This window comes from Xylanibacter ruminicola (assembly GCF_900107775.1).
Lineage (GTDB): Bacteria > Bacteroidota > Bacteroidia > Bacteroidales > Bacteroidaceae > Prevotella > Prevotella ruminicola_C.
In genome coordinates this window covers 361,171-377,960 of sequence record NZ_FNRF01000001.1, presented here as the reverse complement: position 1 = coordinate 377,960, position 16,790 = coordinate 361,171, and the positions used below count along the sequence as shown (strand labels likewise).

At 45.0% G+C, this 16,790-nt stretch carries 9 protein-coding genes; 4 read left to right on the top strand and 5 right to left on the bottom strand.

Annotated elements, in window-relative coordinates:
- Positions 1 to 4: 4 nt before the first annotated feature.
- The 4 genes from BLU97_RS01270 to BLU97_RS01255 are packed head-to-tail and all read right to left on the bottom strand — an operon-like array spanning position 5 to position 8,836.
- Entirely contained in the window at positions 5 to 1,897 is a 1,893-nt protein-coding gene (locus BLU97_RS01270) for a polysaccharide lyase family protein (RefSeq protein ID WP_074759890.1), read from the bottom strand.
- A gap of 14 nt (positions 1,898 to 1,911) precedes the next feature.
- Positions 1,912 to 3,504, bottom strand: a complete 1,593-nt coding sequence (locus tag BLU97_RS01265; RefSeq protein WP_074759889.1) for a DUF5123 domain-containing protein — start codon at positions 3,502 to 3,504, stop codon at positions 1,912 to 1,914.
- Positions 3,505 to 3,526: 22 nt separating this feature from the next.
- Positions 3,527 to 5,596, bottom strand: coding sequence for a RagB/SusD family nutrient uptake outer membrane protein (locus tag BLU97_RS01260; protein ID WP_028906777.1), 2,070 nt, complete (start codon positions 5,594 to 5,596; stop codon positions 3,527 to 3,529).
- 30 nt (positions 5,597 to 5,626) lie between these two features.
- Positions 5,627 to 8,836, bottom strand: a complete 3,210-nt coding sequence (locus BLU97_RS01255) for a SusC/RagA family TonB-linked outer membrane protein (protein WP_074759888.1) — start codon at positions 8,834 to 8,836, stop codon at positions 5,627 to 5,629.
- Between the two features lie 208 nt (positions 8,837 to 9,044).
- Between BLU97_RS01255 and BLU97_RS01250 the strand changes: the two genes are divergently transcribed.
- The 4 genes from BLU97_RS01250 (at position 9,045) to BLU97_RS01235 (ending at position 15,040) form a co-directional block, all read left to right on the top strand.
- On the top strand, positions 9,045 to 11,429 hold the full coding sequence (locus tag BLU97_RS01250) for an AraC family transcriptional regulator (protein ID WP_081352804.1): 2,385 nt from the start codon (positions 9,045 to 9,047) through the stop codon (positions 11,427 to 11,429).
- 109 nt (positions 11,430 to 11,538) lie between these two features.
- Positions 11,539 to 12,837 (top strand): pectinesterase family protein, encoded by a 1,299-nt coding sequence (locus BLU97_RS01245; RefSeq protein WP_074759886.1) that lies wholly within the window; start codon positions 11,539 to 11,541, stop codon positions 12,835 to 12,837.
- A gap of 143 nt (positions 12,838 to 12,980) precedes the next feature.
- Positions 12,981 to 14,267, top strand: a complete 1,287-nt coding sequence (axe7A, locus tag BLU97_RS01240) for an acetyl esterase Axe7A (RefSeq protein WP_074759885.1) — start codon at positions 12,981 to 12,983, stop codon at positions 14,265 to 14,267.
- Positions 14,243 to 15,040 (top strand): hypothetical protein, encoded by a 798-nt coding sequence (locus BLU97_RS01235; RefSeq protein ID WP_081352803.1) that lies wholly within the window; start codon positions 14,243 to 14,245, stop codon positions 15,038 to 15,040. The genes axe7A and BLU97_RS01235 overlap by 25 nt, the downstream gene beginning before the upstream one ends.
- A gap of 104 nt (positions 15,041 to 15,144) precedes the next feature.
- Here the strand turns inward: BLU97_RS01235 and BLU97_RS01230 are convergent, their stop codons facing one another.
- Positions 15,145 to 16,785 carry a glycoside hydrolase 43 family protein gene (locus BLU97_RS01230; protein ID WP_074759883.1) on the bottom strand — a complete coding sequence of 547 codons (1,641 nt, stop codon included), beginning with the start codon at positions 16,783 to 16,785 and terminating at the stop codon, positions 15,145 to 15,147.
- Between the last annotated feature and the right edge of the window lie 5 nt (positions 16,786 to 16,790).

Below are 16,790 nucleotides of genomic sequence, written 5' to 3'. Positions count from 1 at the left end.
AGTTTTATTTGTAGTTTACAATCTTATTTTCTCTTCTGCCATCCTCAGTTATCGTACTTACAATGCAGAGGCCTTTTGGGGCTTGGCACATACGTATTCCTTGCAGATTATAATATTCTATAGCAATTACTTTTGGTGATGCGATAGAATTCTGACCAATATCAGAGGTTGTCATATCGCCAGTTTCCAGTTTGATACAATCCCACATCACGCCGTTCCTGCCCGTTCCGTTTGTCAGGTTGAAGGTGAGAGTATTCTCTCCTTGTGACAACAGGGATGCGTCAAAAACCAGTGCCTTTACATCGTGTCGCCCACTCTGTGTAGCACTACGGTAGATTGCTCCGTCATTGGTATTCCAACTCCATGTAGTAAGGGTATGACCATTAAGACATATCTTTACTGTGGGATTGCTGGTAACAGCGGCTAGCGAGGCTGTGAGGTGGGCATTGCCTGTATACGATTTGGTGCAATTAAACTTTACCGTCCATGTTCCTTTCTTTGTTTGGGCATAATACCAGTCTGTACTTTGACTGCTTTCCCCAATCACGAATGTAAGATTGGATGGCACCGTCTCGGGTAATAAATAGGAACGCGATGCGTTGCTTAGCGCATAACCATCGCTCAAACGGTTATTTTCGCCTATCATCCATAACAAATGTTCATATTGTTTAGGTGCCCACTCAATTGTCCCCAAGTCGCATATGCCTGCTTCTACTTGAACATGATCAACTACCAGTTGGTCGGTTATGTCACCTTGTGTGGCATAGGCATAGAGTGTATAGTCGTCGGGACGTACAGCAGGGATGGAGAAGTAACCGTTGTTATCTGTTTTTGTCCAAAACATATAACGTTTACCTTGACTGTAAGGATCGCTACCAGGCTCTGCTAAAATAACCTGTATACCTTCGCGCCCTTGGTTAGTCTTGACATTAATCCTACCTGTCACTGTAGCACGTTCTGTGGGGTATAGTTCATGTTGGAACCATTGGAATGGCCACTCTGCCTGTTGCTGATGTGCCATCGCCTTGGCATTGGCTATCATCTCCTCGTGGTTTCCCCTATTCACATAAATCAGAAAAGGACCGTAAATTTTATGCTCTCCCTCCTTGAAACTATGCGAAGAGGCTCCCAGATGCTCGCCTTGCAACATTTGGATGGTAATAGGTGTTTTTGATGTGGCATGAGCAGTCAGCTCTTGTTTCATTGGTCCACCATTAACCCACTCATGACTACAAGCAATATTCCATACGCCTGTGTCGTCGGACATTAAACCATGCAAACTATCTTTTACGATGTATTGTCCCCAGTCGTACTTGGTATATATACTTCCATCCGCCATTCTATAAGTGGCATCGGCTACTTTGTTCTCTTCTCGCTCGGCCGTTTTCATCTCGCTATTGGATGGGATACGTCCTTGCATGTGATCGTCAACATAACCATTGATGAAAGAGGAGGCAAGACGTGTGCAAACTCTCATCTCACGCATTTTTACTGCTGATGAAGCGTTTGTGCCGCTAACAACCATATAAACATAGACACCACAAACGCCTCGCCGTATAATAAATCCCTGCTGCAAATGTGGATGGTTATCCATGTTGCTGTATACCACCTCGGCATAATCAGCGGTTTGCTGTACAATATCTACCTTCGATGGGTTGAGTGCGCGATTTTTGTCGGAGGTGTAGTCAAAGTATACGCCGTTGCTACCAATGACATTTGAACCGTTTGTGGGAGTCATCTGACTGATTCGCCCGTTGTTGCCAATGGTAATACTGATGAGGCCGTTAGACATTTTTGTTTCACGGTTGCTGCTCACTGACACGGTGACGTCCTGTGCTAGGACGTCACCGCTAATCAGAAAAAAGGTGCAACAAACTATTAATGATTTTAAATTCATAGATATCCTATTCTCTACCACCAACGAGGATCGCCGGCAACCTTCTTGCCTTTGAAGATAACACCCTTCTTAAGATGGAAGTCACCATTCTGTGGGTCTTCAAACAGTTCTTCGCTTGTCAGTTCCAAACGGATAGCGTTTGTGAACTTTTTGCTGTTCTCTGGGAAGTCGGCTGTGAGATAACAACCTGAGAAATCGAGCCAGCCAGAATAGTCGCCATAACCAGAGTTCATCTTCTGTCCACCATTAGGTCCACAGAATATCATATTGGTAACCTGAGCCTCTTTTGGTGTTTTTGTTGCCAGAATCCACTTTTGCAGTTTGGTGGTATAGTTGCAGAAGATGCAACGGTCAACCTTAAACATGTCTGCTTGTGCACGCAGGTCCATCATCTGGTCGCCAATCTCCATAAGTGTTGAGTTGGTGATAGATATGGTGCCGATGCTTTTAGCACTACCAATATTAATCATGCCATAGCCCGATGTACCCACGTTATTTATAACACAATTGTTGATGTTGATACTATTAACCTCAGCACTACCATTGCTTACAAACACAAGTGAGCGTGGAATGTTACGAATGATACAGCCTTCGAAGTTGATATTGCCGAAGCCATCGGCACGACGCATGTCGAACCAGAAAGCATTCTTCATTTCATCATCGATATCAACATACTGGAAGTTGATATTCTCAGTTTTGCTGTTGATGCTAAATGCAGGCATCTTCAGTTCTGGTCTTACACCGTTAACCATCTTTCCAGAGAAGTAGACGTTCTTGATTGTTGCAGGAAGTGAGACTCTTCCAACCTCGTATGTATTTCCACCATTAAATACCAGTGTTACGGTCTCATCGGTAGCGGCTGCAAGCAACTCGTTAACATCATCGCCAACTGCCACATCAATGGTCTGACCTGTTGCAGAACCCAGCGTCTTGAACTTATAGGTGCCGCGTAAGAATGTGTCGTTGTATATCTGTGCGATATAGTTAGTGCCCGGATTCAGACCGTCAATCATACTGTTACCTGCTTTCTGCATGTCGGCAGTAATATTCAGGCTTGATATCCATGTGGTATCCTTTTCACCAATGGTACCCAACTTAATGTTTGTAGCTGTCTTTTCAGGATCCCAGTTCAACTGCACATCCTTGATACCTGGTGTAACTGTGGTAAAAATCTGCTCGGCAGGTGTTTTGAAGCTAACGCCGTACCAACCCGACTCATCGCCAGTAGTCTCGTCCATTGCCTTTAAACGGACAGAATAGGTAGTTGTACCATACAAGTCTTCTATCAGCTTGTGGTACTCGTTCTGTACCATTACCTTACCTGTACTATAGGGTGTTAAGGTGTCGGCCTTGATAACCTCGGTCCTGACGATTTCGTTAAACTCCAGACTATCGAGACTAAATTCCAATACGTATTGGGTAGCACTGGTAACACCATTAAAGCTTAGTACCACCGAGGTTGGTTCGGTTTCAACCAACGATAGGTTGGTGGTACGGAACAGGTGACTGTAGCTCTCATCTACAGGCCACTGGTTTGCATCTTCGCTGCACGCAGCAAGGCCAATAGCAGCACATGCTATGCAGGCAATCTTATTAATTGTTCTCATATAACAGTTTTTTTTGAGTGGATTAGTTAATACTGTGGTCGTAACCATAAGAATTCTTAAGATATCCGTTCGACTTATAGATGTCGTCGTAGTAGATAGAGTACAGATGTCGATAGTTACATACACCATTTCCCATGGTGTAGGTCTGCAGTTTTTCCTGAATCTGCGAACCATACTGCAACTGGCTGAGCAGGGCGCTATAGTCGTAGTTGGCGCGCAAACCAGAGGCACAAAGCAGAATTCTAACCGAGCGGTTCACAACATCAGTCTCGCTGTTATCCTTACGCAGCCAGTTAAGCTCCTTGTAAAGGTCGGGATTGGGATTGGCATTGAGTTGACGATAGAAATTGATGCTCGAAATATCAACCTCAGGATAGCCACTGATGCCCTTCGAAATCATCTTATAATAAACCTTCTCAGGGAAGTCCTTAGGCTCGTATGTTTTGTCGAAAATCTTTACTGTCTGAGTACCATCATACATCTTCACAAGAGCCTCTTTCATCTCCTCAATCTTCTGGTCGAGTAATCCCCAACGAACCAGATCGAGTTTACGAATGCCTTCGCAGCCAAACTCCCAGGCACGCTCGTTTACAATGGCATTAAAGAAATCACTATCGTAGTTTTTGATTTCTGCCGATCCTGCACCGAAGGCACGTTCACGAACCAGCTCCAGAGCTTCGCGAGCCGACATCTTGGCAATCGTGTTCTTTGTGTCTTCGCCCTCTCCTAACTGATAACGTGCTTCGGCAAACATCAGCAGTACATCGGGATAACGCATCAGAATCCAGTTAATACCAGTGCTGGGACGGCCGCTGGCTGTTTGAGCCAGAGCCTTATAGGCATCGTTTGTCCAGAAATAGCTCCATTTACCAAAGTGAACGTTTAGCATATCGTTACGTCCACTCATGGTTTCGGTCAGTTTGTTGTTCTCCTTGGTAAACTTGGGGAAGTAGCATGCATAGTCACGACGGGTGTCGGATGGGGTGAATGAGTAGAAGTAATAGCCGTTAGAGTTTACATACGATGAACCCCAACCAGTGGCACCAAACAAGTTTCCATCCATCTCACGTCCCATCAAAGTACCAATATCACCACTATAACCCATACCATTGGCTACCTCGAACATGTTTTCGTTATAGGCATTGTAATCCAGATGACAAACCGTTTTCCAGATGTCGCCATAATCAGGATCGAGATGATGAGGATTCTGTTCGTCGCCGATAATCTCAGCACACTGCTGCTCGGCAATGGCATAGTAGTCGCGCCAGTTCTTAGGACGTCCTACATAGAAACCGTTCATCTCGCCCATACCTGGAACCGTTGAAGGATAGTGCTCTACATTCGAGTCGTCGGCAAACTGATTACCGTCGCGTACACTCCAACCACCTGCAAATAAGGCGATACGTGCCAACAAACCTTTGGCAAAGCCTTTGGTAATACGTTCGCAGTTGTAGTCAGACACCTCACCAAGCCAAGGCAAATAGTCGATGGCCTCCTGCATGTCGCGTACCAGATATGAATAGATTTCGTCGCGGTCGGTCTTGCCGGCATATACATTCGAGAGGTCACTGGCCGATGTTCCCTCCTTGTAAGGAATGTCGCCCCAGCGGCGTACGAGTTCAAAATAGCTAAGTGAACGCAAAACAAGAGCTTCGCCCAAGTAGCGTTGCATGGCTTTATTGCCACTCTTGAAAGCCTCAGAGTTGCGGATTCCCTCAACGGCAGTTGAGGCACGCTCGGCCATCTTGAAGATATACTGCCACTGGATGGTGTGGTTATACCAATCGCTATAAAAATTGGCTGCACCAGTATCGGATGTCAACTCCTTCGAGGGGTCGTTGTTATAACCGCTGGCCAACTCGATATCGCTGACACCCTGCCAGTTTACCGACATTTTCTGTCCATATACGTAAGTTCCTGCCAAATCGCTGTAAACACCCATGATGGCAGCACGAGCCATACCCTCGTTCTCGTAGATCACCTGACTGGTTTGCTGCGAAGGTGATTCGGTGTCTAGGTAGTCGGAGCAACCAGTAGTAAGAGCACAGAGTGCGCCTGCAGCGAGCATATATTTTAATGTTCTGTATTTCATAATCATTATTCTTTGTTTGATATTACATTTTTAGAATGTTACATTAAGACCGAACACCCAAGAGCGTGACTTAGGATAGGCCGAACGGTCGTAACCCATCACCATGTTGTTTGATGAAATGTTTACCTCAGGGTCCTGTCCGCTATATTTTGTCCAGCAGAAAAGGTTGGTGCCTGTGGCATAAACTCTCAGACGCTTGATACCGGCGTGCTTCAGCAACTGCTGAGGCAGTGAATAGCCAAGTGTGAGTGTACCCAGACGCAGGAACGAACCATCCTCAACAGCCCAGTCGGTAGTAATACTGTTGTTCATCAGTGGGTGCCACATGGTCTTGCCCTGATTCAACTCCTGTAATTTTGCAGGATCGGCATGTTCGCCATTATAGATGTTAAAGCCTGTAACAGGGTCGATAACGGTGAATCGGTTGGCCAACGACATCTCGGTACTCATGTTCTGATAACGTTTTGAGAGATCGTAAGAGGTGTTATCAATCTTGTTCACATTCAGTACATCGTTACCATACGACCAGTTGAAGAGTGCTGTGAGGTCTAAGCCCTTCCAACCCATGTTGATACCAAAACCACCTGTGTGCTTGGGCTGTGCGCGACCAATTACCTTACGGTCGTGGTCGGCATCTACCTTGCCATCACCATTCAGGTCTTTCAACTTCAAATGGCCAGGACCGAACCAAGCGCCTGAACGCGACAATACACCTGTTACATCTACAACGCCTTCGTTAAGCACCCAGCGCTGAGTGGTCTCGTTATAGGTAAAGTCGTCGAAACTATAATAGCCATCACAAACATAGCCATACATCAGTCCTACCTCATCGCCCACAAATACTCGGTAGTTATCACTACCTGTGCTGGGGAACGAACCGCCCGAAAGTATCATCTCGTCATTCTCGGTACCATACAAGTGGTCAACTTTGTTCTTGTTGAACGAGATGTTGAAGTTGGCGCCCAGGTAGAAGTCCTTGGTGTCGATGATATTTGCATTAACAGTGAACTCGATACCGCGGTTGGTGGTCTGACCTAAGTTCTGATACTGGGTGTTGTAACCAGAGTTTGAGGGCAGCTGTACCGACATAATCAGGTCTTTAGTTACATCGTTGTACCAATCAACCGATACGTCGAGTTTCTTCTTAAGTATAGTAAAGTCGATACCTACGTTAGTAGAGTGCTTGGTTTCCCAAGTAAGTTTGTCGTTACGCAACACGGTTGAGGGCTGCAGACTGCTCTGACCGGTCTCATTCTGGAAATACAGGTTGCGAACAGCTGTTACAGGGCTGTAGGTCTGGCGCCAGTAGCTACCAACACGGGCATTACCCGATACACCATGGCTCAAGCGGAGCTTCAGATTGTCGAGCCAATCACGTGTTCCTGCCATAAATTTCTCGTCGGTAATGCGCCAAGCAGCTGCCACTGCAGGGAATACACCCCACTTGTTGCCTGGCGAGAATACGTTGGTACCATCGGAACGCAGTGTAAAGGTAAAGTAGTACTTGCCCCCATATACGTAGTTAGCACGGCCAAAGTACGACAGCGTACGGCCTGGCTCATTAATAGTGCTACAGGTGGGCTCTGATGTACCGTTGTTCCACATGGCAAGGATGTTGTCAACGGTATAGTCGAGAGGGAAGTAGTCGGCCTCAATATTCATGCGGTCCGACTCAGAGTTGTTACCTTCGAAACCAACCATGGCATCAGTGTGGTGTTTGCCAAAATCCTTTTTGAAGTTCAGCATGGTACGGAAAGTCCAGTTGTTGCCCTCCTGATACTGGCGCTTAGCCACAGGCATACCTGAACGGCCGTTAGCCTCACCGGTATTGGCCAGGAATATGTTGTCCTGACGGTTGTAGCTAAAGCCATAAGTACCCTCAGTGCGCCACTGCAACCACTTGGTAATATCCCATGTAAGTGCCAGGTTGTACGAGTTATTAAAGTTCTTCTGCTTTTTGTACTCGTTGGCAATGTTATAGAATGGGTCCTGCAGATAGCTGATATTTTCGTACGAGAGGTCGTCGCCACCCAAATCGTCGATACCAAGGTCAATCAAGGTCTTAACGGGTGGATACTTTACACAGTCACGCAGTTTGTTGCCATACGACACACTCGGACCGTCAATCACACGATAGGTCATCTTGGCATTAAAGTCAAGGCGTAACTTATCCGAGAACTTCTTGCTTATCTTGGTGTTCAGTGCATCGCGCTTGAATTTAGAGCCCTCCATAATATAGCTCTCGTCATCCCGGGTATAGCTGATGCTGTAAATCAGGTCTTTCGTACCACCATTGATATTCACATTGTAGGTCTGTTTTACGCCAGTACGGTCAAACAGTTTCTTCTGCCAGTCGGTTCCCTGATATGATTTGTAGATGTCGATATCTTCCCAACGTCCGTAACGGTCAAAGAAACTGGCCTTGTCGGTATTGTCAAGCTCGCGCTGTAGGTACACATACTCGTATGGCGACAGCACCTCGGTCTCGTTATAGAAGTTGTTCAAACCCATCGAAGCATTAAAGGTTACCTCGGTTTTACCTGCACGACCACTCTTGGTGGTAACCAGTACAACACCATTGGCACCCTTGGCACCGTAGATTGCCGTAGATGAGGCATCCTTCAAAACGTCGATACTTTCGATATCTGTTACAGGGATATCACTGATGCTACCAGCTTGGAAACCATCTATAATATAAAGAGGTTCGTTATTCTGGGTGATTGAACCACCACCACGTACGCGGATGGTAACATCGGCATCGGGCGATCCCTGGGTGGTAACAACGTTAACACCTGCCACACGACCTGTAATTGCCGAAGCAGCATTGGTAGTCTGGATATTCTTGAGCGTTTTTTCGCCTACCGACGATATTGAACCTGTTAAGTCACGGCGTCGAGCCTGTCCATAACCTACTGCTACCACTTCTACTTCGCTCAATGTGGTAGCATCTTCTTCGAGTGTAACATTAATAGGTTTACCTGCTGTTACACGTAAGGTCTTCGTCTTCATTCCTATATAGGAAATCACAATCTGACGTCCTTTGGGCGACAGTTTCAACGTAAAGTTACCTTCGTAATTAGTTACAGTTGCATTCCTGGAATTACCTGCCTCGGTAATGGTAGCACCGATAACAGGTTCGCCATTGGAATCTTTTACAATACCTTTTACCTGTCCACCCTGAGCAAAAGCCATTAATTGGGCTAACAGGAAAATCATAGAAAAGAGAGTTCTTTTAAACATACTTTTTTGATTTAGTTATTAAAATTGATTGATTTAAATAAAACTTAGTAGTTAAAATCGACCGCAAAATTATACATGTTATGTACGCAATAGGGTGAAGGAAGTACATTTTACGGTTAAAAAAGTCCTATTTCGGCAGATTTAGAACTAAAATACACTTTTCTGATTTATTTTTCGTACTTTTGTATCGGCAAATAACTGTTTTAACATGAAAAGATTCTCTTTACTACTAACGGCGTGGTGCTTGGTGGCTATATGTGCTTTTGCCATCCAAGGACATAAAACCAAGATTCAGCACTTTGGTGAGGAAGATGGTTTTTCATCAGCACTTGTCGTACACATGATACAAGATAGCAACGGATATATATGGTTGGCTACTTGGGATGGCTTGCGTCGGTACGACGGCTATCGGTTTGAAACCTTCAAAGCACGTCCAGGCGATCGTTCGCCACTGGAGTCTAACCGTATTAATTATGTAGAGGAGACGCCAGATCATCAGATTGTATGCTGGTCGAATGATAAATATTATCTTTTCAATCCTGCGACGTCGCAGTTCACCTTATATAATAAAAAGGTGAAACCTCATCTGTTTCATCCCTCGCCCAAAGTTAAAGTAAAGGTACAGAACATTAAGGAATATCAGAATATTGAGTTTAGCATATTGTTGGAAGACCAGCAGAATGGTATCTGGGTAAACTCCCATCGTGGGTTGGAGCGTATCTCGGATATATCCGCACCCATTACAACTTTGAAAGACAGTCAGCAAGAAGAGGTGGTAAGTGCCCTTTATGCCGACGATGAAGGATACCTGTGGGTGGCTGATAAGAACGGCTACATCCGACTGCTAAACAAGAATAAACAAACACAGTATCTTACGGCCGATGGTGGTCTCTCGAATAGTCGCACACCTTTTGGTTATGCTGCATATTGCATCTACAAAGATAGCAAAGGACGGATGTGGATAGGCACCAAACCTGATGGACTGTTTAAACTTACTCCTCATCATGGAGGCTATCAGGTGGAGCATTTCTGTAATGACCCTAAGGATGTTTTCTCTATCAATTGTAATTCGGTATACGACATTGCTGAGGATGCAAAGAACAGACTTGTGATTGCAACCTTTGGTGGCGGACTGAACATTGCCGAACAGCTGTCAAACGGCCAAACCCGTTTTATGCATTGTGGAAATTTGTTGAAACAGTTTCCTCAGAAGGGGCTTAGGAGTAGATGCTTGAGTGTGTTGCCTGATGGTACACTGTTGTTAGGTACTAACGACGGACTGTACACGGCATCATTGAACAATCCCTACGAAAAGATGGTGTTCTATATCAACAACCGTCGACCTAACGATGTTCATAGTATCAGTAATAATTTTGTTACCGAGATACTTAAAACCAAAAGTGGTCAATTCTATATTACGACTTCAGGTGGAGGAACAGATTTAATACTTTCCCATAAACTTCTCTGCGATACGATACATTTCCAACATTTCTCCGTTGATGAGGGTATCTCGTCGGATATGAACCAAACGCTGACCGAAGATAATAATGGTAATGTGTGGATAGTGTCTGCAGGGTCGTTAAGCATGTTAAACCCCCAAACAGGATTAGCCACTAACTATTGGAATCTGTTTCCGGATGCTGGCGAGTTGTTTACTGAGGCAACACCTGCAGTCCTGCCAAATGGAACGCTCGTATTCAGTACCACTTTAGGTATATTACCCATCAATCCTAACGAAATGAAGAAAAGTAATTTCGTACCTCGAATTGTGTTTAATTGTGCTCAAGAAGTATTTCTGTCGCCCGATGAGAAAGATTTTTGTATCCGCTTTGCTGCATTAGATTACAATAAAAACGAAGAGATTGTATATGCATATAAACTGGATGGCATTGACAGTGAGTGGCGATATACCCGAAGTAATGAACTGAATTATGCCCGATTGGCGCCAGGCGATTACACATTGCATATCAAATCAACCAATGGCGATGGCGTTTGGACTGATAACGAGCAGACGATTATTCTGCACCGTTCTGCATATTTTAACGAAACACCTTGGGCTTGGATGTTGTATGGATTACTCATTACATGTTTTGTGATCGGTGGATTTTCGGCAATCAGATACGTACGAAGATTAAAGCGTGAGTTGAAAAATGTACAACTTTCTAGCAAAGAACAAATAGAACTGCTGGGTGAACGTATCAAAGAGTTGCTCCCGATTACTGAAGAAGTAAAGGAGATAAAGGAAGATAATGAAACACTAAGCCATGAAGATTGTTTGTTTGCTTCGCGCATAAAGGAATATGTTGAGAACAATATTGATAATGCTGATCTGTCGGTTATCGATATTGCACAGGCTATGTATGTTAGTCGTACAGTATTGTTCGTACGCATGAAGCATATATTCAATAGCTCGCCCAATAACTATGTGCTCAATACCCGTATAAACTATGCCAAGAAACTTTTGCTTACTACCGATATGCGTGTGTCGGATGTAGCTTATAAGAGCGGTTTTTCCGACCCCAAATATTTTAGCCGCTGCTTTAAGAAACTAACAGGAGTTTTACCGAAGGAGTTTGCCGAGGGTAAAAAATAATCCCGAAAACGAGGAAAAATATACGCCACGCAGTCTTTAGGACGATTATCGCCCTAAAATATTGTATGGCTTTCTATCTTTGCGCCATCAAAATCTTTAAAAACAAAAAATGAAACGTACTAAAACAATTTTATTATCGCTACTGGTAAGTGTAGTAGGCTATGGCCAGAATAAAGCCAATAAGGTGTTTGATATGGTTGTTGCCTCTGATGGCAGTGGTAATTACACTAGCGTACAGGCGGCTATTAATGCTGCTCCTGCGAATTCTACGCGCCCGTATCTTATTTTTATTAAGAATGGTGTATATGATGAGCTGGTGGATATTCCCGCTGAAAAGACTTATATACATCTTATTGGACAAGATGCAAAAAGTACCATCATCCGTCATACCATGCATTGTGGCGGTAAGGATAGCCAACAATTTGAATACTCGGTTAACAATCCCCAATCAGAAAATTATAAACATCATGCGGTGATGGATAACTGGGGTAGTAACTTCTATATGGAGAATATAACTCTTGAGAATAGTTGGGGAACCCGCCAACAGGCTGGTCCACAAGCATTGGCCATCAGAACGTTTGCCGATAGGATGGCATTCTACAACTGCAGATTTCTGTCGTTTCAAGATACATGGTTTACAACCACCAACGATACCGATCGCCATTATATTAAGGACTGCTATCTGGAGGGTGCCGTTGACTACATCTATGGTAGTGGCGATGTTCTTGCTGAAGAAACTACCTTTTACAATGTGCGTAGCGGATCGATTATTACCGCACCATGCCACACCAAAGCACGTTATGGTTATGCGTTCTTAAACTGTATTGTGGATGGAAATCAGAAGGCAGCCGATGGAAAACTGAAATTAGGTCGTCCTTGGCATAACAATCCTGTAAACGTGTGGATTAACACCAAGATGCTTATTCCTGTTGCCCCTGAAGGTTGGACTGATATGGGTACCATTCCTTATCTTTTTGCTGAATACCGTAGCCATGATAATCAAGGAAAATTAATAAATACAGGGAAGCGTAAAACCGTCTATACATATACCGACCGCAACACGGGAAACAAGTATTCGGGCAGTAGTCAGACTACAATCACAGCATCCGAAGCTGCCAAGTACAACTATCAGAATATGATTATGGCAGCCGATGGCTGGAATCCCCGCAGTTATATGGAATCATTACCTGCTCCTGAAAAACTTTATTATAAAAAAGGCGTACTGCATTGGAAATCGGTAAAAGGAGCAAAGGGATATCTGGTTACAAACGATAAAAACGAAGTAGTTGGTATTGTAAAGGATAACCATCTAATAATAACACAGAAGCATAGTCAGTTATATACAGTTAGTACTATTAATCATTATGGTCATATTGGTAATAAGACAGAGATTCATATAGGATTATAGTTAGATTAGTTAATTGAAGTAAGTATTATGGCTTCCTGTTGTTGTGAAATAGCAGGAAGTTTTTTTAAAGAAGAAACAAAAAAGATAAAACTTTTGCATTTTGAAAATAATCGTGTAATTTTGCACCCATACAAACTACAGAGATGAGAAAATTACTATTTACATTGCTTTTGGTGTTAGGCAGTCTGGCGACTGTTCTGGCTGAGAATTATCCCTATCGTTCGGATTACATGTGGCTCACAGTGCCCAATCATGCCGATTGGCTCTATAAGACTGGTGAGCGTGCTAAGGTCGAAGTGTCGTTCAGCCTATATGGCATGCCACAGAATGTAGAGGTGACTTATGAGATTGGGCCTGATATGATGCCTGCTACGTCATCAGGAAAGGTAGCACTTAAGAATGGTCGTGCCGTGATTGATATGGGCACGATGAAGAAACCTGGTTTTCTTGATTTGCGGCTGAGTGTTGATGGCAAGTATCAGCACCACGTAAAGGTAGGCTTCTCGCCTGAGCAACTGAAACCCTATACCAAAAATCCTCAGGACTTTGATGCTTTCTGGAAAGCAAACCTTAATGAGGCTCGCAAAACGCCTGTCTCGGTAAGTTGTAATAAGGTAGATAAGTATACTACCAACGAGTTTGATTGCTATCTTCTGAAAATCATGACCGATCGTCGTCACAGCGTCTATGGCTATCTTACCAAGCCCAAGATGGCAGGCAAGTACCCCGTTGTGCTCTGTCCTCCAGGCGCTGGCATCAAAACCATCAAGGAGCCTATGCGTAGTACTTTCTACGCCAAGAATGGTTTTATCCGTCTGGAGATGGAAATTCACGGCCTGAACCCAGAGATGACCGACGAGCAGTTTAAGGAGATAACCACGGCTTTTGATTACGAAAACGGGTATCTTACTAATGGGCTCGACGATCGCGATAACTACTACATGAAGCATGTGTATGTGGCATGTGTGCGTGCTATCGACTATCTTACATCACTCCCCGATTGGGATGGTCAGAATGTTTTTGTACAAGGCGGTAGTCAGGGTGGGGCCCTTTCGCTCGTTACGGCAGGTCTCGATCCTCGTGTAACAGCCTGTGTTGCCAACCATCCGGCTTTAAGTGATATGGCCGGCTACTTGGATAACCGTGCTGGTGGCTATCCTCATTTTAACCGATTGAAGAATATGTTCACTCCCGAAAAGGTTAACACTATGGCTTATTACGATGTAGTAAACTTTGCCCGTCGTATTACCTGTCCGGTTTATCTTACATGGGGATACAATGATAATGTGTGTCCGCCAACTACCAGCTATATTGTCTGGAATCTGATAACAGCACCCAAGGAATCGCTCATTACACCTATCAATGAACATTGGACTACTTCAGAAACAAATTATACTCAGATGCTATGGCTCAAAAAACAAGTAAAATAATCCTTGCGTTGATGGCGTTCAGCTGTCTTAATGCTACAGCGCAGAAACGCGAAAAATTCGAGTTTGTGAGTAATCTGCCCGTTTATGCCGACTCGCTGATTGCCCATTTCGATTATCCCTTGGCTTGGGAGAATAGTGGCATCAAGAAGTTTGGGAAGTGGAAGAAGATTGCACGCCAAAAAGTGTTCGACTGCATGCTGATGCCACCGCCACCACCTGCCGGTGGCTATCAGACTAAGGTGCTCTTCGAGGAACAGCGCGATGGCTATAAGGCTCAGAAGATTGAAATCCGTTTGTCGCAATACTACACCGTACCGGCTTATGTATTGGTTCCCGATGGTAAAGGCCCGTTCCCAGCCATCAACCTGTTGCACGATCATGGCGCCCATTTATATATAGGTAAGGAAAAGATGATTCGACCTTTGGCTTGCGAAGAGGCGGCAGTTGTAAAAGATGCCGACGAACAGCTGTCGTTTAAGTACGATCGTACCGAGAATGGCGGCTTTGCCAACTGTTTCCCTGGTCTGCGTCGCTGGATGGATTATCCCCATGTGGCCAGTATCGCCTGCCCTAAACCCATGCTCTTTATCAATGGTAAACAGGATAAACTGTTCCCTGTGCCTGGTGTCGAAAAGGCCTTTTCCATCATGCATAACACCTGGCAAAGTCAGGGTGCCGACGATAAACTGGAAACCGAACTCTGGGATATCCCCCACAGCTGTGGTCTGAACGCCCAGCAGCGTGTGCTCGAATTCTTCAAGAAGCATCTGTAGTACATTTCAATTTGCCTATACCCTAATGATAGATGAATAGGCTCGTTGTACCTGTTAAGCTTACTGTTTGTACTTGCTTAGCAAGTTATTTGTACCAGTTTCTCCTATGGCGTAATTCTAATCCAATCGGCATCCAGATTTCCGCGATCTGATTTGGGATTAGAATCAACGGATACATAACCGAATTTTGCGCCAATCCATTTGCCTTCGCGCATCTGGAATTCAGTACCGCAGGGTTTGAAGTTCTTGCCATCCAGACTGTAGGCAAAGTTCAACTTCGAATGCTCTACATTCAGGCGAAGATAGATATCCATGTGGATAGCTGGCTTGTAGTCGGTTCTATCCTCGGCAGTGGGTTTCAGGGTTGCAATGAGTTGTTCTGCTTGTGGATTTCCCTTATCAGCTCCTTTACAAGTAAGTTGCAGCAGTTGGAACTGTTTTCCCACACGTTTAACAACCAGCGCCGAATAATCGAGCCCCATCATGATGAGTCCGCCTAACTGTCCTTCTGCCTTCGAGGTAAAGCGAATCTTGGTGGTAGCCGTAAACTTGTCGGCTGGTGTCTTCTGCAGCAGTAAATTCGGTACTTCCCAGAAGTTTACAAAGTTATCGGAGAGTTTGTAATTATAGATGCGATAGGTGCCAAAAGCGGTGGCAGTACCGAATTTCTCATCGTAATTAGCGTGCCATTGCCACTGCTTGCCCAATGTTACACCGTTGAACTCATCGCTCTCAGCAGGGTTCACTACCAGTTTCGAGTCGCTCTTGGGCTTTTTGTAAGTGCTTACGGGCTCACCTTTCTTACCCATGATGGGCCAACCGGTGCTCCAGTCAACGGGGTTGAGATGAACCACACGTCCATAAGCCTCCTTGTCCTGGAAGTGCAGAAACCAGTCTTCGCCATATTTTGTATGCACCCAACCGCCCTGGTGCGGACCATTGATAGCGGTCTTACCCTGGGCTAACACAATTTTGTGCTCGTATGGTCCGTATGGACTGCGGCTGCGCATTGCCAACTGGAACCCCGTAGGCACGCCACCTGCCGGACACATAATCCAGTACCAGCCATCTCGCTTGTAGAACTTCGGACCCTCACAAGTGCGATTCTCGGTGCCGTTACCATCGAACACAATCACCGGCTGACCGATAGGGCGGGTGCCATCAGCCGACATCTCCCGAACCGTAAGTACCGATGCAAATTTAGAGCGACTGTTGGCCCATCCGTTAACCATATAGCAACGTCCATCCTCATCCCAAAGCGGGGTAGTGTCGATATAGCCCTGGCCTTTGATAACGCAAAGTGGAGCAGACCATTTGCCAGCAGGATCCTGTGTTTTTACCATATATACGCCAAAATCGGGGTCGCCCCAATAGATATAGTACCAGCCCGCATGATAGCGGATACTGGGTGCCCATACACCTGCGCCATGACGAGGGGTGCTGAAATGCTCGAGCAAAGTCTCATCGCCTTCGTACAGATTGCCTAATGCGTAATTGATAATCTCCCAGTTTACCAGATCCTTTGAGTGTAGGATGGGCAGACCGGGTACGCATTGGAACGATGATGCCGTCATGTAATAATCCTCGCCGTTGGCACCCACGCATACATCGGGGTCGCTATAGTCGGCATTAATAACGGGATTGGTGTAGGTCCCGTCGCCATTATCTGGACTCCACACCTTTGATATGTTCTGGGCCGATGCCATAAGTGGCATGCAGACCATTAGCAGTAGTAGCTGTTTCATTTGGT